The organism is Xylanimonas ulmi (genome assembly GCF_004216535.1).
Lineage (GTDB): Bacteria > Actinomycetota > Actinomycetes > Actinomycetales > Cellulomonadaceae > Xylanimonas > Xylanimonas ulmi.
In genome coordinates, this window is the sequence record NZ_SGWX01000001.1 from 1,886,195 (window position 1) to 1,907,333 (window position 21,139).

Genomic DNA, 21,139 nt, shown 5'->3' on the forward strand with positions numbered 1-21,139 from the left:
GCAGGACCGCGATGGGCGTGTAGCGTCACAACGCCCCCCGGCAACCCGCCGGGACCCAGACAGAGGAGACCAAGAACCGTGAACCTCGCGACGACCCCGGCCCTCGTGGACATCCCGGAGTCGACCAGCATCAACACGCTGCTCGCCGACCGTGTGGCACGCTCGGGCGACCGCACGCTGCTCGAGCGTCGCGAGACGCCGTCGGCGCCCTGGGTGCCCGTGAGCGCCAACCAGTTCGACGCCGAGGTGCTCGCCGTCGCCCGTGGCCTGGTCGCGCATGGCGTCGAGGTCGGTGACCGCGTCGCGATCATGTCGCGCACGCGCTACGAGTGGACGCTGCTCGACTTCGCGATCTGGGCCGTCGGCGGCGTGCCGGTTCCGGTCTACGAGACCTCGGCGCCTGACCAGGTCGAGTGGATCCTGTCCGACGCGGGCGTGCGCTTCGCGTTCGTCGAGACGGTCGCGCACGCGGGCATCGTCGACGTCGTCCGCGACCGCCTGCCCGTGCTGGAGAAGGTCTCGATCATCGACGCGGACGCCATCGAGACGCTGCGCACGGCGGGCGCCGAGGTCCCGCTCGAGACGGTCACCGCCCGACGCGACGCCGTCGTCGCCTCCGACCTGGCGACCATCATCTACACCTCGGGCTCGACCGGACGCCCCAAGGGCGCCGAGCTCACGCACGCCAACTTCGCGCACGTCTCGCGCAACGCCGCCGAGGCGCTGCCCGAGGTCATCGACTGGGACGGCGCCCGCACGCTGCTGTTCCTTCCGCTCGCGCACGTGTTCGCCCGCCTGATCCAAGTGGCGGTCCTGTCCGCGGACACCGTGCTGGGCCACGCGCCCGACGTCAAGAACCTCGTCGCCGACCTCGGCTCGTTCAAGCCCACGTTCCTGCTCGCCGTCCCGCGCGTCTTCGAGAAGGTCTACAACTCGGCCGAGCAGAAGGCGTCGGCCTCCAAGCTCAAGCGCCAGATCTTCTACTGGGCCGTGCGCACGGCCATCGCGACCTCGCGCGCCCAGGACTCCGGCCGCGTCCCGGCGGCGCTGCGCGCCCAGCACCAGCTCGCCGACCGCCTCGTGCTCGGCAAGCTGCGTGACGCGATGGGCGGGAACGTCGTCCACGCCGTCTCGGGCGGCGCCCCGCTCGGTGAGCGCCTGGGGCACTTCTTCCGCGGCGTCGGGGTGACCGTGCTCGAGGGCTACGGCCTGACCGAGACGACGGCGCCCGCCGCGGTCAACCTGCCGCGCTCGGTCGCCATCGGCACCGTCGGCCCGGCGCTGCCCGGCCTGAGCGTCAAGATCGACGACGACGGCGAGATCCTGCTCAAGGGCGCGTCCATCTTCCGCGGCTATCACAACCAGCCCGAGTTGACGGCCGAGGCGCTGCGGGACGGCTGGTTCCACACCGGCGACCTCGGCACGCTCGACAGCGAGGGCCGCCTGCGCATCACAGGCCGCAAGAAGGAGATCATCGTCACCGCGGGCGGCAAGAACGTGGCCCCCGCGCTGCTCGAGGACCGGCTGCGCTCGCACCCGCTGGTCTCGCAGGTCGTCGTCGTCGGCGACCAGCGCCCGTTCATCGGCGCGCTCGTGACGCTCGACGCCGAGATGCTGCCCGGCTGGCTCGCGACCCACGGCCTGGAGAACATGCCCCTGTCCCAGGCGCGCACACACCCCGACGTGCTGGCCGCACTCGACCGGGCGGTGCACCGCGCCAACGAGGCGGTCTCGCGCGCCGAGTCGATCCGCAAGATCCATGTCCTGGAGCACGACTTCACCGAGGCCAACGGCTACCTGACCCCGTCGCTCAAGGTCAAGCGCGCACTGGTCCTCAAGGACTTCGAGTCCACGATCGACGCCCTGTACAACTGACCACCCGCGACCGCAGGTGAGGCGGCCCTCCGGCATCCGGGCGGCCGCCTCGCGGCGGCGTCATGCCCTCGCGGCGGCGGTCATGCCGCCGTCGCGCTCAAGCCGCTATCGCGCTCAGGCCGACTTCTCGCGGGGGGTGCGCGTGCGCACCGGCGTCGCGCGCGGCACCAGCGTCGGGTTGACGTTCTCCAGCACGACCTCGCGTGTGATGACCACGCGCTCGACGTCGTCCCGGCTGGGGACGTCGAACATGACCTGCTGGAGCACCTCCTCCATGATCGCGCGCAGGCCGCGGGCGCCCGTGCCACGCAGCAACGCCTGCTCGGCCACGGCCTCGATCGCCTCGTCGTCGAACTCCAGCTCGACGCCGTCGATCTGGAACATGCGCTGGTACTGCTTGACCAGGGCGTTGCGCGGCTCGGTGAGGATGCGCACCAGGGCGCCGCGATCGAGCGGCGAGACCGACGCGATCACCGGCAGGCGTCCGATGAACTCGGGGATGAGGCCGTACTTCTGCAGGTCCTCGGGCCGCACCTCGGCGAACAGGTCCTCGTCCGCGTTGGACTCCATCGGGGCGCCGAACCCGATGCCACGCTTGCGCGCGCGGGCCGCGACGATGTCGTCAAGCCCCGCGAAGGCGCCGGCCACGATGAACAACACGTTGGTGGTGTCGATCTGGATGAACTCCTGGTGCGGATGCTTGCGCCCACCCTGGGGCGGCACCGACGCCGTCGTGCCCTCGATGATCTTCAGCAGCGCCTGCTGGACGCCCTCGCCCGAGACGTCGCGCGTGATCGACGGGTTGTCGGCCTTGCGCGCGACCTTGTCGACCTCGTCGATGTAGATGATGCCCGTCTCGGCCTTCTTGACGTCATAGTCAGCGGCCTGGATGAGCTTGAGGAGGATGTTCTCGACGTCCTCGCCCACGTAGCCCGCCTCGGTCAGGGCCGTGGCGTCCGCGATCGCGAACGGGACGTTGAGCATCTTGGCGAGCGTCTGCGCGAGATATGTCTTGCCCGTGCCGGTGGGGCCGATGAGCAGGATGTTCGACTTGGCGATCTCGATGGACTCGTCACCGGCGCCTGCACGCGCCTGGTCGCTCGCCTGGATGCGCTTGTAGTGGTTGTAGACGGCGACGGCCAGCGCCCGCTTGGCGCCGTCCTGGCCGATGATGTACTGCTCGAGGAACTCGAAGATCTCCCGCGGCTTGGGCAGCTCGGTCATCCCGAGCTCGGCCTGCTCGCTGAGCTCCTCCTCGATGATCTCGTTGCACAGGTCGATGCACTCGTCGCAGATATAGACGCCTGGGCCCGCGATCAGCTTCTTGACCTGCTTCTGAGACTTGCCGCAGAACGAGCACTTCAGCAGGTCAGCTCCGTCACCGATCCGTGGCACGGGGCGCCCCCTTCCTCACGCGAGTAGGTCTGCAGCCCATTCCACACCACCGCACCGGCCTTGTCAGCCGACTTCCCCGGTGCGTCGCCAGCGGACTGAGGAGCGCCCGGTGGTTGAGGCTGTCGATTTGGCCCCGTTGGGGGTGGTTTCGACAGGCTCAACCACCGGATGACGCCTCAGCGGGCGACGACCGGGGCCGGCTTGCGCGACTCGAGCACCAGGTCGACGAGCCCGTAGTCCTTGGCCTGGGCGGCCGTGAGGATCTTGTCGCGCTCGATGTCCTCCTTGACCTGCTCGGCCGTGCGGCCCGAGTGGTGCGCCAGCGTCTCCTCGAGCCACTCGCGCATGCGGATGAGCTCGTTGGCGTGAATCTCGATGTCGGAGGCCTGGGCGTAGCCGCCGCCCTCCATCGCCGGCTGGTGGATGAGCACGCGGGCGTTGGGCAGGGCGTAGCGCTTGCCGTGCTGGCCCGCGGCCAGCAGCACCGCGGCGGCCGAGGCCGCCTGGCCGAGGCACACCGTCTGGATCTGCGGCTTGATGTACTGCATCGTGTCGTACAGCGCCGTCATCGCGGTGAACGACCCACCGGGGCTGTTGATGTACATCATGATGTCGCGGTCCGGGTCCTGGGACTCCAGGACCAGCAGCTGGGCCATGACGTCGTCGGCCGAGGCGTCGTCGACCTGCACACCGAGGAAGATGATGCGGTCCTCGAACAACTTGGTGTACGGGTCCTGGCGCTTGAAGCCGTAGGCGGTGCGCTCCTCGAACTGCGGCAGGACGTACCGCGACGACGGCGACAGCGCGATCCCGCCCGGTCGGGCGTAGTCGCCGGCCAGGCGGCCGGCCGTGGTGGCGAACTGCTCAGGGGTCATGTGGCTCATCGTTGTCTCCTCGCCGCCGTCAGCTCGCGCTCGTCTGCATGCCGCCGCCGCCCGCGAGCGCCGCGTTCTCGACCACGTGGTCGATGAACCCGTACTCCAGGGCCTCCTGCGCGGTGAACCAGGAGTCGCGGTCGTTGTCCTTGAGGATCTGCTCGAGCGGCTTGCCCGTCTGCTGCGCCGTCAGGTCGGCGAGCACCTGCTTCATGTGCATGATGAGCTGCGCGTTGATGCGCACGTCAGTCGCGGTGCCACCGATGCCGCCCGAGGGCTGGTGCATCATGACCCGGGCGTGCGGCGTCGCGTAGCGCTTGCCCTTGGCGCCCGAGGAGAGCAGGAACTGCCCCATCGAGGCGGCCATGCCCATCGCCACGGTGGCGACGTCGGGCTGGATGAACTGCATGGTGTCGTAGATCGCCATGCCGGCGGTGATCGACCCGCCAGGGCTGTTGATGTACAGCCAGATGTCCTTGTCGGGGTCCTCAGCGGCCAGCAGCATCATCTGCGCGCAGATCGCGTTGGCGTTCTCGTCGCGAACCTCCGAGCCGAGCCAGATGATGCGCTCCTTGAGGAGCCGGTTGTAGATGGAGTCGTTGAGACCAAGACTCGGTCCGTCGGCGCGAGCCACGGGGTTCATAGGCACTGGTCCGGTGCTGTCCATCCGCAGCCTGTCGTTCACGTCCGTCTCCTTAGCGATCGGTGTCGCTCGACCCTAACGTGCCCCACTGTCGCGTTCGTCCACGCTGCGTCCCGTTTCGCTCACGGCGCATGGCATGACGCCCCTCGCGCCGTGCGCGGCGGGGTACGACGACGGCGCCGCACCCCAGGTCGGGTGCGGCGCCGTCGTCGTGCGCTCAGGTGGTTTCGACAGGCTCAACCACCGGTGGGCTCAGGCCTGCGCGGGCTCCTCAGCCTCGGCGGCCTCGGCCACGGCGTTCTCCAGCGCCTGCGCGGCGGTGTCGGCCTCGTCCGAGCCGATGAACTCGCTCAGGTCGACGACGTTGCCCTCGCCGTCCTTGACCTCGATCTTGCGCAGCGCGACCGCGAGCGCCTTGGAGCGCGCGACCTCGCCGACCATGGCCGGGATCTGCCCGCCCTGGTCGAGCGTCTGGATGAACTGCTGCGGCTCCATGCCGTACTGGCGCGAGGACTGCACGAGGTACTCGACGAGCTCGCCCTGGCCGACCTTGACCTCAAGGCTCTCGGCGAGCGTGTCGAGCAGGATCTGGTTCTTGAGCGCGTCGGTGGCGTCCTTCGTGACCTCGGCGCGGTGCGTGTCGTCCTCCAGGCGGTCCTCGGACTCGAGGTGGCGGTGCACCTCGGCCTCGACGGCGCCCGAGGGCACGGGGATCTCCACGGCGGCGAGCAGCTTCTCAAGCAGCTGGTCGCGCGCGGTGACGGCCTGGTTCGACTTCTTGATCGAGGAGACCTGCTCGCGCAGGTCGGCGGTCAGCTCCTCGAGCGTGTCGAACTCGGAGGCGAGCTGGGCGAAGTCGTCGTCCGCCTCAGGCAGGTCGCGCTGCTTGACCGAGGTGGCGGTGACGGTGACGTCGGCCTCCTCGCCCTCGTGCTCGCCGCCGGCCAGCGTGGCCTTGAACGTCGTGGTCTCGCCCGCCGACAGGCCGGTGAGCGCCTCGTCGAGGCCCTCGAGCATGTTGCCCGAGCCGATCTGGTAGGAGATGCCCGACACCGAGTCGACCTCCTGGTCGCCGATGACGGCCTTGAGGTCGATGACGACGTAGTCGCCGTCCGCGGCGGGGCGCTCGACGCCGACCAGCGTGCCGAAACGCTCGCGCAGCGCGTCCAGGCGCTCGGTCACGTCGGCGTCGGTGACCTCGGTCGACTCGACGGCGATCTCGATCGCGTCGATCGCGGGCAGCTCGATCTCGGGACGGACCTCGACCTCGGCGGTGAAGGCGAGCTGGCCCTCACCGGCCTTGGCGGGGATCTCGGTGACCTCGACGGAGGGCTGGCCGAGCGGGCGCAGCTTCTGCTCGGCGGCGGCCTGGCCGTAGAACCCGCCCAGCGACTCGTTGACCGCGTGCTCGACGACGGCGCCCCAACCGACACGCTGGTCGATGATGCGCGGGGGGACCTTGCCCTTGCGGAAGCCGGGAACGCTCACCTGCTCCGCGATGTGCTTGTAGGCGTGGTCGATGCTCGGCTTGAGCTCGTCGTAGTCCACCTCGACGGTCAGCTTGACCTTGGTGGGCTCCAGGGTCTCGACGGCGCTCTTCACTTCGATGGTCTCCAACTGTGATCGGGGTGCGTACGCGCGCGGCAGGTCCGTCGAGGACGGGTGAGGCGTACGGGCAACCCCAACATCGTAGAGCACCTGTCCTGCGCGCGACGCCTCGCGTCGGCAGCCGCGACGTCCCCGGTCGGCGCCCGCCAACGCGACAGGCGCCGCAAGCCGCGGGTCGCGGCGCGGGCCCGCTCAGGCCGCGAGGCCCGCCACCAGGTTGACCAGCAGGGCGACGATGACCGTCCCGTACAGGTAGGCCAGCAGCGCCTGCGTCAGCGCGGTGCGGCGCATCGCCGTCGTGCGCAGGTCGGTGTCCGAGACGGCGAAGCTCATGCCGACCGTGAACGCGACATAGGTGAAGTCGGAGTACGACGGCGCGGCTCCCCCGCCGTCTGCTGCGTCGGCGTCGGTATCGGCGTCCGCATCGGCGTTGTGGAAGTCGATCCCGCCGCGCGGGGCCGTGTAGTAGAGGCGGGCGTAGCGCAGGGCGAAGATCGTGTGCACGCTCGCCCACGACGCGACGACGGCGGCCAGCACCGCGACGGCCGTGAGCGGATGCTCGCGCAGCCCGCCCTGCACGAGCACGACGGCGAGCCCGGCGAGGCTGGCCATCGCGGCGATGAGCACCAGTCCGCGCTCGATGACGCGCGCCGGCTCCTCGCGCAGCGCGTGCTCCGCGGTGGCGTCGGGACCCATCGGCACCACGACCGTCAGGGTCCACACGACGAACAGCAGGCCGCCGACGGCCCAGCCGCCCAGCAGGGCGGTGACCAGCGAGTCCGTGCGCAACGCGACGCCGGCGACCGCGCCGACCACCGCAGCCACCCCAAGCCGGAGCGCGGGCGCAACGTCAAGCGCCTCGGCGAGCCGCGCGAGCCCTCTGCGCCGGGCGGGACCGGAAGAGTCGTCCACGCCGGTCAGTCTGCCCCGCCCAGCGGCGTTCGAGCAGTTGACGTGGCATGCGCCCGCCGTGACAGCCCCGCTAGACGCCCATGCGACGCCCAACCCGCAGTTCGGCTACTCGGAGCGAAGTTCGAGTGGTTGGCGCGCAGTTCGAGCGCCCGAGGGCTCGAACTCGCACCGAACGCTCGAACTCCGCGCAACCACTCGAACTCGCGGGGCCGCCCGCGGAGGCCAGCGCTGCGCTGCGGCACGGGGCGGCGGGCGGGCGGAATCAGCGGTGGGGAGCGGGTGGCGGGGAGGAGCGGCGCGGAGCGGGTGGCGGGGAGCGGGTGGCGGGGAGCGGGTGGCGGGGAGCGGGTGGCGGGGAGCGGGTGGCGGGGAGCGGGTGGCGGGTGGCGGTGAGCGGGCGGGGAGGCTAGGGCTGGCTGGCGCGCAGGACGGCCTCGACATCGGCGGGGCGCCAGCCGTCAGGCTTGAGTTGCTTGCCGTCCGCGCGGCGCGGTCCCGACGCCTTGGCGAGGTTGGCCCGGTGCACCTCGGCGAAGACGGCGTCGGGCTGGACTCCCAGCGCGAGCAGCGCGCCGTAAGTGACGTAGAGCAGGTCGGCCAACTCGTGCGCGAGGGCCGCGATGTCACCCATGCCCGCCGGCACGCCGTCGGCCGCGAGCGCCCGCAATCGCTCGAACTGCTCGAAGACCTCCGCGGCCTCCTCACGCACCAGCGTCTCGCGCAGCGCGAGCCGATCGGCGCCCGGCGCCTGCGGGGTCGCGGGCGTCGCCTCACCGATCGCTCGGTGGAACTGCGCGACCAGGTCCGCGTTGCTCATTGCGGCAGCGTAGACCGCGCGCGTCCTTACGCGGCGACCAGCGCAGCGGCCCCCGCCGTGGCGATCTCGTCGTCCTCCTCGACCGTTCCGCCCGAGACTCCGACCGCGCCGACGGGCACGCCGTCGAGGGTCACGGGAACCCCGCCAGGGAAGACCATCAGACGGTCCGCCTTCACGATCCCGTGTAGCAGCGACGGGACCTTCTCGAGCATCGGGTACCACGCACTGGTCGGCAGCCCGAACGCGGTGACCGTGTAGGCCTTGTCCTGGGCGAGTTGGATCGACAGCCGGGGCGCTCCGTCCATGCGGGCGAAGGCCAGCAGGGTCCCCGACTGGTCGGTCACCGCGAGGCATACCGCGACGCCCATCTCGGACGCCTTGCGGCGGGCGCCCTCCAGGACCGTCATCGCGCCATCGACTGTCAGGTTGCGCTGTTCGTAGACAATTCCCATGGAACTCGCTCCTTCCCCCACCCGGTGAGAACGCACTCCGCGCCGTGTCGCGATGGGCGACACGGCGCGGAGGAGGTCAATCCGTGTGGCTCACCATTGACACCACGGACTGACGCAATCTATCACGTGAAAACAGTTGTGTACTCCTCGTTGAGCTGTCTCTTGTGATAGAAGATGCCCTTGGGCAGCCGGTCCGCCGTCCACAGGGTCGTGGGCCGGTCGCGATAGGCGACATAGCCGTCCGAGAACACCTCGTTGCGGTTGCCCGACGGGTCGAAGAAATACGTCGTCTGACCGCGAGTGATCCCGTGGCGGGTCGGACCGACGTCGAGGTGGACCTCGTCCATCGACATGATGTCGGACGCCCGGAGGACTTCGGACCAGCCATAGAGCTGGAACGCGAAGTGGTGGATCTTGCCGTCGGTTCCGGGTGGGCCGCCCAGAATGGCGATGTCGTGCCCGCGGTTGCCGACCGACAGCCACGACGCCAGCGAGCACTCGGTGTGGTCGAGGTCCGGAACCAGTCTCTCGACCTGGTAGAAGTCCATCACGTCCATGAAGAACCGCTCGTTGACGTTGACGTCCTCCGCCACCATCAGCGCATGGTCGATGCGCGGGGCTCCGACTCCCGCCAGATGCCTTGGGAAGGCGTCCGGGTTGACGCCGCCGACTTCGATCCCGACATATGTCTGGTCGTAGTAGACCTCCACGACGTGTGTTGACGGCAAGGTCATACGCACGCCGTCCGAGACCTCGGGATTGTCGCCGCGAGACATCCGCTCCGTCTTCACGCCGAAGACGCGCGCCTTGTTCTCGATGACATCGATGTCATCGGGGGACTCGACCTTGAACCCGAACTTCTTGACGCCGACGCCACCCTCCTCCAGGACGACCGAGTGGTGGTCCCACTCGTCCCATCCCTTGAGGTAGACCGTGCGGCCGATCTCAAGCGTCGGTGTGAAACCCATCGTGCCGATGTAGTGCTTCTTCGCCGCCTCCAGATCCGTCACGCGGATATGGATGTAGCCCATGCGCAGAACGCCCACAGCTCACTCCTTCCAGTGCCTACGCGGGATTGCGTTCGATTGCGTGTCGTTCGCTTGCGTGCCTCGCGACGGGACGAGGCCCGCCGCCTTGCGCGGAGGACGTCGTCCGCCCTCCACCTCGTCCCCCAGGACAAGCCGAGTCAGCAGCGGTGCGATGCACCGCAACCGGCTCTCCGGCGGGACGGCGATCGTGACGTCGCCGACCGGGACGGCCCGGCAGGCCAGCGCGACGCCCTCGGCGCGCCGCTGCGCGGGCAGCGCCTGCTCGCACACAGCCACCGGATACTCCACGTCTCCCGTGACGACCTCGACGGTGCAGATGCCGCACCCGCCGCGGTGACAGCCAGCGCGCACCGCATATCCGGCGCGATAGATGGTCGCGAGCAGCGTCTCGTCGTCGCGAGCCGGGATCGGGACGTCGATGCCGCGGACGGTGAGCGCCCGCGTCGGCGTCGACGGGCTCAGTGCGACGCCGCGCTGGCCCGGGTCGATCACGGCCTGAGCGCGCGCGGACTCGCCCTCCACCTCAGGCTCCCGACTCTCGGCTCACCTGCATGACCACGGCCTTGGGCTCGGTGAAGAACTCCCGCGAGAAGTTACCGCCCTCGCGCCCCACGCCCGACGCCCCGACGCCGCCGAACGGGGCGCGCAGATCGCGGATGAAGAAGCAGTTGACCCAGACCGTCCCGGCCTTGAGGCGCCCCGCGACGCGGTGTGCGCGAGACAGGCTCTCGGTGAACACCATGGCGTTGAGCCCGTACGGCGTGTCATTGGCGAGGCGGACGACCTCGTCCTCGGTGTCGAAGACGTTGACGACGACCACGGGCCCGAAGATCTCCTCGCGGTACTGCGGCGCGTCGAGCGGCAGGTCGACCACGATGGTCGGCTTGACGAACCACCCCTCCCCCATACCGCCGGTGAGGATCCGTCCGCCATCCCGCTCCACGGTCTCGACGTAACCCTTGACCTTGGCGTGGTGGACGTCGCTCGACAGCGGACCGAACTCAGTGCCGTCGGCCTGTGGGTCGCCCATGACGAGCGCCTCGGCCTTGCCCGTGAACCTCTCGAGGAACCTCTCAGCGACACCGCGTTGGAGGAACAGCCGCGATCCCGCGAGGCAGACCTGGCCGGCGTTGCGGAAGATCGCCTGCACGGCCCAGTCGGTGGCGTTCTCCAGCTCGGCGTCGTCGAAGACGATGTTCGCCCCCTTGCCGCCGAGCTCCAGGCTGACCGGGATCAGGCGCTTGGCGGCGGCGCCCATGATGGCGTTGCCGGTGCGCGACTCGCCCGTGAAGGTGATCCGGTCCACCCGGTCGTCGTCGGTGAGGAACTCGCCCACCGAGTCCGTGCCGAACCCGTGCACGACGTTGAGCACCCCGGGCGGGATGCCCGCCTCAAGCGCCAACCGTGCCAGGACCACCACCGACGTCGGGGTGAACTCCGAGGGTTTGAGGACCACGGTGTTGCCCCAGGCCAGCGCTGGGGCGATCTTCCAGGTGGCCATCATGAGCGGGAAGTTCCACGGGGCGATCGCGACCACCACGCCCGCTGGCTGGAACAGCGAGTACGCGTGGTGTCCGCCGTCCATGGGGTACTGGTCGCCGCAGGACAGCGCCTGGTGGTCGGCGAAGAACCGGATGTTCCACGCCGACCGCTCGACGTCGGCGAGCGCCTGGGCGGTCGGCTTGCCCATGTCCAAGGTGTCCGCGCGGGCCAGCTCGTCAGCGCGCTCGACCATGAGCTCGGCGAAGCGGCGCAGCACCGCCTGCCGCTCCTGCGGCCCCCGGCGCGGCCACGGTCCGTCGTCGAAGGCCCGACGTGCCGCGGCGATCGCGGCCGACGCCTCCGGGCGGCCGCCGAGCGGGACCTGAGCCCACGCCTGGCGGGTGTAGGGGTTGACGGTGTCGAACCGGCGCCCGTCGGCGGACTCGACCTCCTGACCATCGATGACATGCCCGAAGAACTCAGTCATGACGACGGCTCCTCTCCTCGATCGTGACGTCTCCTGCGCTCAGGTGTGTGGGGGGGATCTCGCGCGCGATGACCCGGACCGACTCGACCGGGCAGCCCAACGCGCGGGTCGCGGCGACGGTGAGCTCGTGCAGCAGCGCACGCAGCTGTGCGGCGGACCGCCCGGTGGTCAAGGTGACCTCGATGATCGGCATCAGGCGCCTCCACGCACGGTGAGGCTGCCGAGGTGGGTGAAGTGGAAGGCGATGTTCGCCCCCGGGGGGACCGGGTAGGCGTCGGTCAGCCCGCCGGTCAGCACGACCTGCCCGGCCATGATCGACTGCCCGCGCCGCGCCAGGGCGTTGGCCGCCAGTGCGAGCGCCTCGGCCGGGTGCCCGAGCACAGCCGCACCCGTGGCGGTGTCGACGATCTCACCGTCGACCTCGACCAGCACGGCCTCGGTGGTCAGGTCCAGACCCGCGGGCCGCAGCGCCGTCGGGCCCGTGACGAAGGCGCCCGACGACGCGTTGTCCGCGACGACGTCGGGCAATGTGAACCGGAAGTCCCGGTACCGGGAGTCGATGACGTCGGCGCCGGCGTAGACCCAGGCGACCGCGTCCATCGCGGTCGCCGCGGTGACCCCCGGCCCCTCGAGGTCGGCGCCCATGACGAAGGCGATCTCCGGCTCGACCCTCGGGTGGATGAACCGCTCGGCCGAGACCGGCTCGCCGGCCGCCATCGCCATGTCGTCGGTCAGCCAGGCGACGATCGGCTCGTCGACGCCCATGCGCCGCTGTTTCGCGCGCGAGGTCAGGCCCAGCTTGACGCCGACCCGGCACTGACCCGCCGCCACGCGTTGGCGCAGGGTCGCGTCCTGGATGGCGTAGGCGGTCGCCAGGTCGAGGTCGGGCCACTCGTCGCTCAGCGGCTCACGGTCGCGGCGCTCGCGCTCACAGGTGAGCAGCTCGCAGGCGGCGGTTCTGATATCCCACGCGCTCATGCCGACGCCTCCGCCGTGCCCCGGCCGGACAGCTCGAGGGCCGCGTCGATCAGAAGGTCCTCCTGACCGCCGACGTACCCTCGCTCGCCGGCGATCCGCAGCAGCGTGGGCGCCGGCACGCCGTACCGCTCGGCCGCGCGCTCGGCGTGCAGCAGGAACGAGGAGTAGACGCCCGCGTAGCCCTGCATGATCGACCCGTGGTCCATCCACGGCAGCCGGGTGATGATGGGCCGCACGACGTCGGCCGCCGCCGCGAGGATGTCGTCGACCGAGATCTGCGTGTCGACACCGAGGCGGTCGAAGACCGCGACGAGGACCTCGGTCGGCGAGTTGCCGGCGCCGGCGCCGAGTCCGCACAACGACCCGTCGATCTGGCGGGCGCCGGCCCGGTGGGCCAGCACCGAGTTGGCCACGCCGAACGACAGGTTCTGGTGGCCGTGATAGCCCACCTGCGCCTGCGAGCCGATCTCGTCCAGGAGCGCAGACACCCGGTCGGAGACCTGCTCCAGGATGAGCGCTCCGGCCGAGTCGACGACCAGCACACACTGGCAACCGGCGTCGACCATGATGCGGGCCTGGTGGGCGAGGGCGTCGGGCTCAACGCGGTGGGACAGCATGAGGAACCCGCAGGTCTCCATGCCGATCTCGCGCGCCGCCCCGAAGTGCTGGACCGAGACGTCGGCCTCGGTGCAATGCGTCGCGATGCGGGCGACCCGGGCGCCCGCCGCGTAGGCGTCCTTGAGGTCGCGCACGGTGCCGAGCCCGGGCAGCAGCAGCGCGGCGATCTTGGCCTGCGTCGCCTCCTGCGCGGCGGCCTCGATGAGACGGATGTCAGGCACCGCCGAGAAGCCGTAGTTGAACGAGGAGCCGCCGAGGCCGTCGCCGTGGGTCACCTCGATGACCTCGACGTTCGCCGCGTCCAGCGCGCGCACGACGTCGCGCACCTGCTGCTCGGTGAACTGGTGGCGCATGGCGTGCGACCCGTCGCGCAGCGTCGTGTCGGTGATCCGCAGGTCGCGGCGGGTGCCCACCTGCGGGTTCGTCCCGGTCGGTCGGGAGGTCTGGGCGCTGTCGGTCATGGTTCACGCACCTGCCGTGGGCTCGGGCGCGACGGTGTGGCCGTCGCGGGCGGGGATGATCCGTCGTCGGGCGATCAGCTCGCCCACCTGGGCGGCAGCCGACGTGATGATGTCGAGGTTGCCGGCGTACTCGGGCAGGTAGTCACCGCGGCCGGTGACCTGGACGAAGACGCTGACGCGGCCGTCGCCGCCCCACACGTCCTGCGGCGGCTCGAACTGGGGCTCACTGCGCAGCGCGTACCCGGGGGCGTACTCGCGCACCGCGTCGACGGCGCGGTGCACCGACTCGGCGATGGCGTCACGCGTCGCGGCGCTCTCGGCGGCGTCGGCCGAGATGGCGCAGAACACCGTGTTGCGCATCCTCATGGGCGGGTCGGCGGGGTTGAGCACGATGATCGCCTTGCCCCGGGCGGCGCCGCCGACCTTGACGATCGCGTCCGACGTCGTCTCGGTGAACTCGTCGATGTTCGCGCGGGTCCCGGGTCCGGCCGAGAGCGAGGCGAGCGAGGCGACGATCTCGCCGTAGGCCACCGGGGTCACGCGGCTCACCGCGGCGACGATGGGGACCGTGGCCTGTCCCCCGCAGGTGACCATGTTGAGGTTGGCCGCGTCGAGGTGCGCGTCCAGGTTCACTGCGGGCACGCAGTACGGGCCGACGGCCGCCGGGGTCAGGTCGACCGCCATGATGCCCCGCTGCGCGTAGCGGGGGGCGTTGGCCAGGTGGGCGCGCGCGCCGGTGGCCTCGAACACGATGTCAGGCGCCTCGTCCTGGGCGAGCAGCCAGTCGACGCCCTCGTGGCTCGCCTGGACGCCGAGCCGCCGGGCGCGCGCCAGGCCGTCGGACGCCGGGTCGACGCCGATCATGTATCGCGGCTCGATGCTCTCCGAGCGGCGGAGGAGTTTGATCAGCAGATCGGTCCCGATGTTTCCCGGGCCGACGATCGCGGCGATCGCTCGGGTGCCCATAGGTTCTTCTCTCCCTTGCCGGTGACGTGCTGGATAGGTGCGGGTGGTCGTGGCGGGCGCGGCTCGCGCGCTCGAGCCGACGACGCTCAGCGGAAGACGGTGGTGACCTGGCCCAGCCCACCGAAGCGGGCGCGTGCGACCGATCCGGCCGCAACCGGGACGGCGGCCGTCACGGAGCCGGGCAGGACGACGTCGCCCGCCCGGAATGCCACCCCGCGCTCGCCCAGGGTGTTGACGAGCCAGACCAGGGCGTTGACCGGGGAGCCCAGGACGGCGCCGCCCGCGCCCGTGGCCACGACGGCGCCGTCGAGCTCCATCACGCAGCCCGACAGCGCGAGGTCGAGCGCGTCGACCCGGACCGGGCGCGAGCCGAGGACGACGCCGGCGCCCGAGGCGTTGTCGGCCACGGTGTCGATGAACCCGATGCGCCAGTCCGTGATGCGCGAGTCGATGACCTCCAGCGCGGGCAGGACGAAGTCGACCGCTCGCAGCGCCTGCGCGACGTTGACGCCGGGCCCGGCTAGGTCCGCGCCGAGCACGAAGGCGATCTCCGGCTCGACCTTGGGCTGCAGGTAGCGCACGTGGTCGAGCGGTTGGCTGTCGGAGTGAACCTGGTCGCCCATCAGGTGTCCGAAGTCTGGCTGCGAGACACCGAGCTGGCGCTGCATGGCGCGGGACGTCAGCCCGACCTTGTAGCCGGCGACGACGCGCCCCGCCGCGCGCCAGCTCTCCACCTGGGCGAGTTGGATCGCGTAGGCGTCCGTCACGCTCAGGCCGGCGTCCGCACTGATCGGATCGATCGGCCGCCGGCTCTCGTAAGCGGCGAGCAGCCGATCGGCGATCGAACGGCAAAGGTCCGTGCTGGCGGGCATCTGTTCTCCACTGCGTCGGGGAGGAAACGTGGGTGGCGGGCCGCGTCGGTCGGGTGGGCGAGTTCCCTCCGACACCTGCGAGCCATTTCGCGTCACGACGAGATGGGTCTCGCCGAGTGGAGCCGAGTCTTGGATCCGGACCTGTGCAACATCAAGATCGCTGTCCCGCTGGACGGGACGTGGCAGGAGATGACGTGCTCGCAGACACCCGAGAGACCTCCGTCGTCGCCCGCGCGGTCGCCGTGCTGTCGGCTTTCACGTTTCGCGACAGCGCGCTCTCGGCCGCTGAGCTCGCGCGGCGGGCGCGCCTGCCCCGGTCCAGCGCGCACCGGATCATCGGGGATCTCGTCGCCGAGGGACTGCTGGAGCGAGCCCCGCGCGGCGGCTACTGCTTGGGCATGCGCCTGTTCGAGCTGGGCCTGCGCGCCCCGCGCCAGCGCGGGCTGCGCGACGTCGCGGCGCCGTTCCTCACCGACCTGCGCGATGCGACCCGTCAGACAGTGCACCTGGCCGTCCTCGACGGCGCCGAGGTCGTCTACCTCGACATCATCCGCACGGCCCCGGGCCCCCGGCTCCTGTCGCGGGTCGGCGGCCGGATGCCCGCCACCGTCACGGGCGTCGGCAAAGCCATTCTGGCGTTCTCACCACCGCAGGCGGTCCAGGCCGCTGTCGCCGCCAGACTGCCCCGGCTGACCCCGCACTCGATCACGGACCTCGCCACCCTGCGTGCCCAACTGCGCCGCATCGCGGAAACCAACACCGCCTACGACGTCCAGGAGCAGGCCATGGGCACCAGTTGCTGCGCCTCAGCGATCTTCGGCTGCGGGGGCGAGGTGCTCGGCGCCGTCTCGGTCGCGGGGCACACGGGGACTCTGCGGCTTGAGCACGTCGCCTCGGCCGTGCGGTCGACGGCGGCGGGGGTGTCGCGGATGTTCGGGGGGCAGGTGCCGGCCCAGAGCTGAGCGGGCGGGGACGGGGTGGAGTCCGCGCGCGTCGCCACGACTGGTGCTGCCTCTGGTCACGACCGGCACGCCGTCGAGCACAACCCTGCGGGAGGCCTCGTCAACACAAGCGCGGCGCCGGACCGCTCAGCCGACCAGGGTGATCACCACTCTGCGGTTCAGGGCTTTGCCCTCATCGGTGCTGTTGTCGGCGCGGGAGTAGGCGAACGCGTACCCGATCGTGGTGCTGGGGAGCGGTCCACACCGTTGTCCACGAACCGTCGCGCCGACGCCTCGGCCCGGCGTCGGGCCAGGTCCAGGTTGTGCTCCTCGGCGCCGACGTCGTCGGTGTGGCCCTCGATCAGGAGGCAAGCGCCGCCCAGTCTGCCGCCCAGGCCAGACGCCACCTCGCCGCGAGACAACACAAGAGTGGCGACACAACACAAGGGCTGGACCGACAGAGAGGGCTGGCATTTCGGGACGCCCGCCAAGGGCTCGGCAGAGATGGCAAATGGCCCGAACCCACAATCCGTAGGTCCGGGCCATTCCGATGTCCTGCGACATCGCGTGGTCGGGGTGACTGGATTCGAACCAGCGACCCTCTGCTCCCAAAGCAGATGCGCTACCAAGCTGCGCCACACCCCGTGGGCCGCTCGCCCGCGGCCGCCGCCCCAGTCTAGGGGGTGCCGCGCGCACGTCGAGCGCACTGGCGTTTGCTAGGGTTACGCCCGCGCCGATGCGCACTGCGGACGTAGCTCAATGGTAGAGCCTCAGTCTTCCAAACTGATTACGCGGGTTCGATTCCCGTCGTCCGCTCCACTCACACCGGTGGCCGGGCCTCCCCCTGCGAGGCCCGGCCACCGGCGGTCTGGGGCCCGATCAGAGCAGCGATCGGTATAGCGCCTCGATCTCCGCCACGGACGCCGAGCGCGGGTTGCCACCTGCGCACACGTCGTCGAACGCCGCCTGCGCGAGCGCGGGCAGGTCCGCCTCGCTCGCGCCGATCTCGCGGATCCGGGTCGGGTTGCCGAGCTGCCGGGTCAGCGCGGCGACCGCGTCGACGGCGGCCTTGCGGGCTGCCTCGATCTGCATGCCCGTGGTGTCGACGCCGAACGCGGCGGCGATGTCGCGGTACTTCTCGCCTGTGGCCGCGGCGTTGAACGCCATGACGGGGGCGAGCAGGATGCCGTTGGCGACGCCGTGCGGCGCGGCGAAGAGCGCGCCAAGTGGGTGGGCCATGGCGTGCACTAGGCCGAGGCCGACGTTCGAGTAGCCCATGCCGGCCACGTACTGGCCCATCGCCATGCGCTCCATCGCGTCGGCGTCGCCGTCGGCCGCCGCGGGCAGCGAGGCGGCGATCACCTGGATGGCCTTGAGGTGGAACAGGTCCGACAGCTCCCACGCGCCTGCGGTGACGTACCCCTCGATGGCGTGCGTCAGGGCGTCCAGGCCCGTGGCGACCTTCAACGCGCGCGGCGCGGTCGCCATCATCTCGGGGTCGACGACGGCGAGCACCGGGATGTCGTGCGGGTCGACGCACACGAACTTGCGCTGCCGCTCGGTGTCGGTGATGACGTAGTTGATGGTCGTCTCGGACGCGGTGCCCGCGGTGGTGGGCACCGCGACGATCGGAACGGACGGGTAGGTGGTCGCCGAGACGCCCTCGAGCGAGCGGACGTCGGAGAACTCCGGGTTGGCGGTGATGATGCCGATGGCCTTGCAGGTGTCCTGCGGGGAGCCTCCGCCGACGGCGATGAGCACGTCGGCCTTCGCGGCCGCGAATGCCGCGACGCCGGCCTGGACGTTGGCGATCGGTGGGTTCGGGGCGACGTCGCTGAAGACCTCGTAGCCGAGTCCGGCGTCGTCGAGCAGGTCGGTCACGCGGGCGGTCACGCCCGAGTCGACGAGCACCTGGTCGGAGACGACCAGGGCCTTGGTGAAGCCGCGGGCGCGCAGCTCGCTCGGGATCTGCGCGATCGCCCCCGGCCCGAAGTACGCCGTCTGGTTCCAGATCATGCGATGTGCCACGGAAGGTCCTGTCTGTGAGCGTGGCGCGCCGCCGGGCGGGCGGCGCGCCACGGCGGGTCAGTGCTCGGCGACGTAGAGCTCGGGGGCGGGCAGCCCGGCCTCGGCTCGGATACGCCGCGAGAGCCCCTCGATCGACCGCAGGGCGTCGAAGACGTCGTCGGCCGTGACAGGGAACGGCATGTTGTGGATGGTCTCGCCCTCGACCGTGGCGGCCTGCGCGACGCGGCGCAGGTCATCGACGTCGGTGACCTTGAGCCCCACCTCGGTGAGGGTGTTGGGCAGCCCGACGCGCGTGGTGAACACGACGAACGCCTCGATCTCCGCCAGCGGCGCGCCCTCGAGCACGAGCTGGGTCACCGAGCCGATGTTGACCTTCTGGCCGTGGGTGAGCCCGTGGGTCTGCGGCGCCGCGGTCAGGCCGTTGTGGATGGCGTGCGCGGCCGCCAGGCCGCCCGACTCGAAGCCGAGCCCCGACAGCAGCGTGTTCGCCTCGACGAGCCGCTCGACGGCGGGGGTGACCAGGTGGTCCTTGACCGCCTCGATCGCGGGGATCGCGTTCTCCCAGATGAGGTCCCAGCTCAGCCGCGCCAGCGCCGTGCCGGTGGCCGTGGGCAGGCCGCCCGCCATCGTCGTCGCGTGCGCGCGCTCGGTCGCGCGCGCCTCGAGCCACGTCGCGAGGGCGTCGCCGACGCCCGCGACGAGGAACTTGACCGGGGCGTTGGCCACCAGTTGCGTGTCGAGCAGCACCAGGTCGGGGTTGTGCGGGAAGAACCGGTACTCCTCGAACTCCCCGTCCTCGGTGTAGATGACCGACAGGGCCGACGTCGGGGCGTCCGTCGAGGCGACCGTGGGCACCGACGCCCAACGCACGCCGGCCAGGTGCCCGGCGGCCTTGACGGCGTCGATGGTGTTGCCGCCGCCGACGCCGAGCACGACGTCGGCGCCGGTCGCGCGGATGACCTCCACGAGCCGGTCGACCTCGGCCGCCGTGGCGAGCCCCACGAAGCCCTCACGGCGCACCGGCAGGCCGGCCTCGGCGAACGACGCGGTCACGGACTCCTGGACGAACCCCCACACGGTGTCGTCGGCGACGACGAGCGGGGACGCGCCGAGCGGCGCGATGAACTCTCCGAGGCGGGCCATGGCGCCGCGCGCCTGCACATATCGCCCGGGGCTGATCACGGTGCGGATAGGAACTGCCGTCATCGTTGAGGACTCCTTCGTCGAGATTGGGTACCAAGGCTTGACGATAGGCGCGGGCACGCCGCACCCTGAAGCAGCCTTCATCAAGCGACCGCCATCCGTAGGTTCGCCTGGCGCAAAGGGATCGAGGCACGGCGTTCACCGCGCCTGCCACGTCACAGTGAGACTGCCTGGCGGCGACGCCCCGGCAGGTCATATGGTGCAGGCGTCGTCGCTTGTCGACGGCGCCACCGCGTCGCGCCACACGGGCCGACGCCGCAGCCGGAGGGAGCAGACAGTGTGCGTCGCCGTCGCCCCCCGAGCGCGCCTCACGGTCGGCGCCACGCCGCCGCGCTGTCACCGCTGTCGATAGGGCGTCCGCCTCACGCCTGACCCGTAGCGCGACGACGCCCCGGGCCGCGGCGACCGCGGGCGCTCACAGCCGCCGACGCGACGACCGCGCCAGCGACGCACCCAACGCACCCACGCACCCACCACGAAGAACCACTCCACACAGAGGATGACCATGGCACGCATCTACGACGACGCGACGACGCTGATCGGCGGCACGCCCCTCGTCCGGCTCAACCGGCTCACCGCAGGCCTCGGCGCCACCGTGCTCGCCAAGCTCGAGTTCTACAACCCCGCCAACTCGGTCAAGGACCGCATCGGCGTGGCGATCGTCGACGCCGCCGAGGCCTCGGGCGCGCTCGCGCCCGGCGGCACCATCGTCGAGGCGACGTCGGGCAACACCGGCATCGCCCTGGCGTGGGTCGGCGCGGTGCGCGGCTACCGCGTCGTGCTCGCGATGCCCGAGACCATGTCGAAGGAGCGCCGCGCGCTGCTGCGCGCCTACGGCGCCGAACTGGTGCTCACGCCGGGCGCCGACGGTATGAAGGGCGCCGTCGCCGAGGCCGAGCGGATCGCCGCCGAGCGACCCGGCGCCGTCCTGGCTCGCCAGTTCGCCAACGAGGCCAACCCCGCGATCCACCGCAAGACCACGGCCGAGGAGATCTGGGCCGACACCGACGGCGGGGTCGACGCCGTCGTGTCGGGCATCGGCACGGGCGGCACCATCACGGGCGTCGGGCAGGTGCTCAAGGAGCGCAAGCCCGAGGTCAAGATCATCGCCGTCGAGCCCAAGGAGTCCGCGATCCTCAACGGCGGCGCCCCCGGCCCGCACAAGATCCAGGGCATCGGCGCGAACTTCGTGCCCGAGATCCTCGACACGTCGGTGTACGACGAGGTCGTGGACGTCGACGCCGACACGGCGATCGAGTTCGCGCGCCGCGCGGCCAAGGAGGAGGGCCTGCTCGTCGGCATCTCCTCGGGCGCGGCGCTCGCGGCCGCCGTCGAGCTCGCCGGACGGCCGGAGTACGCGGGCAAGACGATCGTCGCCGTGGTCCCGGACTTCGGTGAGCGATACCTGTCCACGGTGCTGTACGCGGACCTGCTGGACTGACGTGACCGACCTTCGCGAGGTGCGGGCGCGGACGGT

Annotated in this window: 21 protein-coding genes and 2 tRNA genes; 4 read left to right on the plus strand and 19 right to left on the minus strand. The window is 70.9% G+C overall.

Features of this window, described 5'->3' with window-relative positions; genetic code table 11:
* Positions 1-78: 78 nt before the first annotated feature.
* Complete coding sequence (locus tag EV386_RS08695) at positions 79-1,875, plus strand: AMP-dependent synthetase/ligase (protein WP_130414152.1); 1,797 nt, start codon at positions 79-81, stop codon at positions 1,873-1,875.
* Positions 1,876-1,989: 114 nt separating this feature from the next.
* Here the strand turns inward: EV386_RS08695 and clpX are convergent, their stop codons facing one another.
* The 15 genes from clpX to EV386_RS08775 form a co-directional block, all read right to left on the minus strand.
* Positions 1,990-3,270 (minus strand): ATP-dependent Clp protease ATP-binding subunit ClpX, encoded by a 1,281-nt coding sequence (clpX, locus tag EV386_RS08700; RefSeq protein ID WP_130414154.1) that lies wholly within the window; start codon positions 3,268-3,270, stop codon positions 1,990-1,992.
* 176 nt (positions 3,271-3,446) lie between these two features.
* Positions 3,447-4,154, minus strand: a complete 708-nt coding sequence (locus EV386_RS08705; protein WP_130414156.1) for an ATP-dependent Clp protease proteolytic subunit — start codon at positions 4,152-4,154, stop codon at positions 3,447-3,449.
* Positions 4,155-4,173: 19 nt separating this feature from the next.
* Complete coding sequence (locus EV386_RS08710) at positions 4,174-4,788, minus strand: ATP-dependent Clp protease proteolytic subunit (protein WP_130416847.1); 615 nt, start codon at positions 4,786-4,788, stop codon at positions 4,174-4,176.
* A 252-nt stretch (positions 4,789-5,040) separates the two neighbouring features.
* Complete coding sequence (tig, locus tag EV386_RS08715; RefSeq protein WP_130414158.1) at positions 5,041-6,390, minus strand: trigger factor; 1,350 nt, start codon at positions 6,388-6,390, stop codon at positions 5,041-5,043.
* 198 nt (positions 6,391-6,588) lie between these two features.
* The gene (locus EV386_RS08720; protein WP_130414160.1) at positions 6,589-7,308 is read right to left on the minus strand and encodes a DUF1345 domain-containing protein; all 720 of its coding nucleotides are present in this window, start codon (positions 7,306-7,308) and stop codon (positions 6,589-6,591) included.
* Positions 7,309-7,714: 406 nt separating this feature from the next.
* Positions 7,715-8,125: a dUTP diphosphatase gene (locus EV386_RS08730; RefSeq protein WP_130414164.1), complete on the minus strand. Its 411-nt coding sequence runs from the start codon at positions 8,123-8,125 to the stop codon at positions 7,715-7,717.
* A 26-nt stretch (positions 8,126-8,151) separates the two neighbouring features.
* Complete coding sequence (locus EV386_RS08735; protein WP_130414166.1) at positions 8,152-8,577, minus strand: GlcG/HbpS family heme-binding protein; 426 nt, start codon at positions 8,575-8,577, stop codon at positions 8,152-8,154.
* Positions 8,578-8,699: 122 nt separating this feature from the next.
* Positions 8,700-9,623, minus strand: a complete 924-nt coding sequence (locus EV386_RS08740) for a catechol 2,3-dioxygenase (RefSeq protein ID WP_130414168.1) — start codon at positions 9,621-9,623, stop codon at positions 8,700-8,702.
* A 3-nt stretch (positions 9,624-9,626) separates the two neighbouring features.
* A complete protein-coding gene (locus EV386_RS08745; RefSeq protein ID WP_130414170.1) occupies positions 9,627-10,148 on the minus strand; it encodes a 2Fe-2S iron-sulfur cluster-binding protein in 522 nt (173 codons plus the stop codon).
* 1 nt (position 10,149) lies between these two features.
* Positions 10,150-11,595, minus strand: coding sequence for an aldehyde dehydrogenase (locus tag EV386_RS08750; protein ID WP_130414172.1), 1,446 nt, complete (start codon positions 11,593-11,595; stop codon positions 10,150-10,152).
* Positions 11,588-11,788 carry a tautomerase family protein gene (locus tag EV386_RS08755; protein ID WP_130414174.1) on the minus strand — a complete coding sequence of 67 codons (201 nt, stop codon included), beginning with the start codon at positions 11,786-11,788 and terminating at the stop codon, positions 11,588-11,590. The genes EV386_RS08750 and EV386_RS08755 overlap by 8 nt, the downstream gene beginning before the upstream one ends.
* Positions 11,788-12,573 carry a 2-keto-4-pentenoate hydratase gene (locus EV386_RS08760; protein WP_130414176.1) on the minus strand — a complete coding sequence of 262 codons (786 nt, stop codon included), beginning with the start codon at positions 12,571-12,573 and terminating at the stop codon, positions 11,788-11,790. The genes EV386_RS08755 and EV386_RS08760 overlap by 1 nt, the downstream gene beginning before the upstream one ends.
* Positions 12,570-13,652, minus strand: a complete 1,083-nt coding sequence (gene dmpG, locus EV386_RS08765; RefSeq protein ID WP_130414178.1) for a 4-hydroxy-2-oxovalerate aldolase — start codon at positions 13,650-13,652, stop codon at positions 12,570-12,572. Before dmpG ends, EV386_RS08760 begins: the two co-directional genes overlap by 4 nt.
* Positions 13,653-13,655: 3 nt before the next feature.
* Entirely contained in the window at positions 13,656-14,618 is a 963-nt protein-coding gene (locus tag EV386_RS08770; RefSeq protein ID WP_130414180.1) for an acetaldehyde dehydrogenase (acetylating), read from the minus strand.
* An 86-nt stretch (positions 14,619-14,704) separates the two neighbouring features.
* Positions 14,705-15,490 (minus strand): 2-keto-4-pentenoate hydratase, encoded by a 786-nt coding sequence (locus EV386_RS08775; protein WP_130414182.1) that lies wholly within the window; start codon positions 15,488-15,490, stop codon positions 14,705-14,707.
* 194 nt (positions 15,491-15,684) lie between these two features.
* On the opposite strand from EV386_RS08775, the gene EV386_RS08780 reads away from it, so the two are divergent.
* Positions 15,685-16,452, plus strand: coding sequence for an IclR family transcriptional regulator (locus tag EV386_RS08780; protein WP_130414184.1), 768 nt, complete (start codon positions 15,685-15,687; stop codon positions 16,450-16,452).
* Positions 16,453-16,610: 158 nt separating this feature from the next.
* Here EV386_RS08780 and EV386_RS18995 read toward each other — a convergent pair whose 3' ends face one another.
* Together EV386_RS18995 and EV386_RS08790 are read right to left on the minus strand one after the other, a co-directional pair.
* A complete protein-coding gene (locus EV386_RS18995) occupies positions 16,611-16,856 on the minus strand; it encodes an OmpA family protein (RefSeq protein ID WP_423218965.1) in 246 nt (81 codons plus the stop codon).
* A gap of 143 nt (positions 16,857-16,999) precedes the next feature.
* Positions 17,000-17,076: transfer RNA gene (locus EV386_RS08790), tRNA-Pro, on the minus strand.
* 100 nt (positions 17,077-17,176) lie between these two features.
* Here EV386_RS08790 and EV386_RS08795 point away from each other — a divergent pair.
* Positions 17,177-17,250, plus strand: a tRNA-Gly gene (locus tag EV386_RS08795).
* 60 nt (positions 17,251-17,310) lie between these two features.
* Here EV386_RS08795 and fucO read toward each other — a convergent pair.
* Both fucO and EV386_RS08805 read right to left on the minus strand, forming a co-directional pair.
* Positions 17,311-18,459, minus strand: a complete 1,149-nt coding sequence (gene fucO, locus EV386_RS08800) for a lactaldehyde reductase (protein ID WP_130414186.1) — start codon at positions 18,457-18,459, stop codon at positions 17,311-17,313.
* Positions 18,460-18,516: 57 nt separating this feature from the next.
* Positions 18,517-19,665: a glycerol dehydrogenase gene (locus EV386_RS08805; protein WP_130414188.1), complete on the minus strand. Its 1,149-nt coding sequence runs from the start codon at positions 19,663-19,665 to the stop codon at positions 18,517-18,519.
* 502 nt (positions 19,666-20,167) lie between these two features.
* On the opposite strand from EV386_RS08805, the gene cysK reads away from it, so the two are divergent.
* Complete coding sequence (gene cysK / locus EV386_RS08810; protein WP_130414190.1) at positions 20,168-21,103, plus strand: cysteine synthase A; 936 nt, start codon at positions 20,168-20,170, stop codon at positions 21,101-21,103.
* Positions 21,104-21,139 lie beyond the last annotated feature (36 nt).

What these genes read in the sequence shown, in the direction of transcription:
- EV386_RS08750 (WP_130414172.1), bottom strand. Translation starts at nt 11,595, where the DNA reads ATGACTGAGTTCTTCGGGCATGTCATCGATGGTCAGGAGGTCGAGTCC.
- EV386_RS08735 (WP_130414166.1), bottom strand. Translation starts at nt 8,577, where the DNA reads ATGGGAATTGTCTACGAACAGCGCAACCTGACAGTCGATGGCGCGATG.
- EV386_RS08770 (WP_130414180.1), bottom strand. Translation starts at nt 14,618, where the DNA reads ATGGGCACCCGAGCGATCGCCGCGATCGTCGGCCCGGGAAACATCGGG.
- EV386_RS08805 (WP_130414188.1), bottom strand. Translation starts at nt 19,665, where the DNA reads ATGACGGCAGTTCCTATCCGCACCGTGATCAGCCCCGGGCGATATGTG.
- dmpG (WP_130414178.1), bottom strand. Translation starts at nt 13,652, where the DNA reads ATGACCGACAGCGCCCAGACCTCCCGACCGACCGGGACGAACCCGCAG.
- EV386_RS08775 (WP_130414182.1), bottom strand. Translation starts at nt 15,490, where the DNA reads ATGCCCGCCAGCACGGACCTTTGCCGTTCGATCGCCGATCGGCTGCTC.
- cysK (WP_130414190.1), top strand. Translation starts at nt 20,168, where the DNA reads ATGGCACGCATCTACGACGACGCGACGACGCTGATCGGCGGCACGCCC.
- EV386_RS08705 (WP_130414156.1), bottom strand. Translation starts at nt 4,154, where the DNA reads ATGAGCCACATGACCCCTGAGCAGTTCGCCACCACGGCCGGCCGCCTG.
- EV386_RS08710 (WP_130416847.1), bottom strand. Translation starts at nt 4,788, where the DNA reads ATGAACCCCGTGGCTCGCGCCGACGGACCGAGTCTTGGTCTCAACGAC.
- EV386_RS08755 (WP_130414174.1), bottom strand. Translation starts at nt 11,788, where the DNA reads ATGCCGATCATCGAGGTCACCTTGACCACCGGGCGGTCCGCCGCACAG.
- EV386_RS08730 (WP_130414164.1), bottom strand. Translation starts at nt 8,125, where the DNA reads ATGAGCAACGCGGACCTGGTCGCGCAGTTCCACCGAGCGATCGGTGAG.
- EV386_RS08760 (WP_130414176.1), bottom strand. Translation starts at nt 12,573, where the DNA reads ATGAGCGCGTGGGATATCAGAACCGCCGCCTGCGAGCTGCTCACCTGT.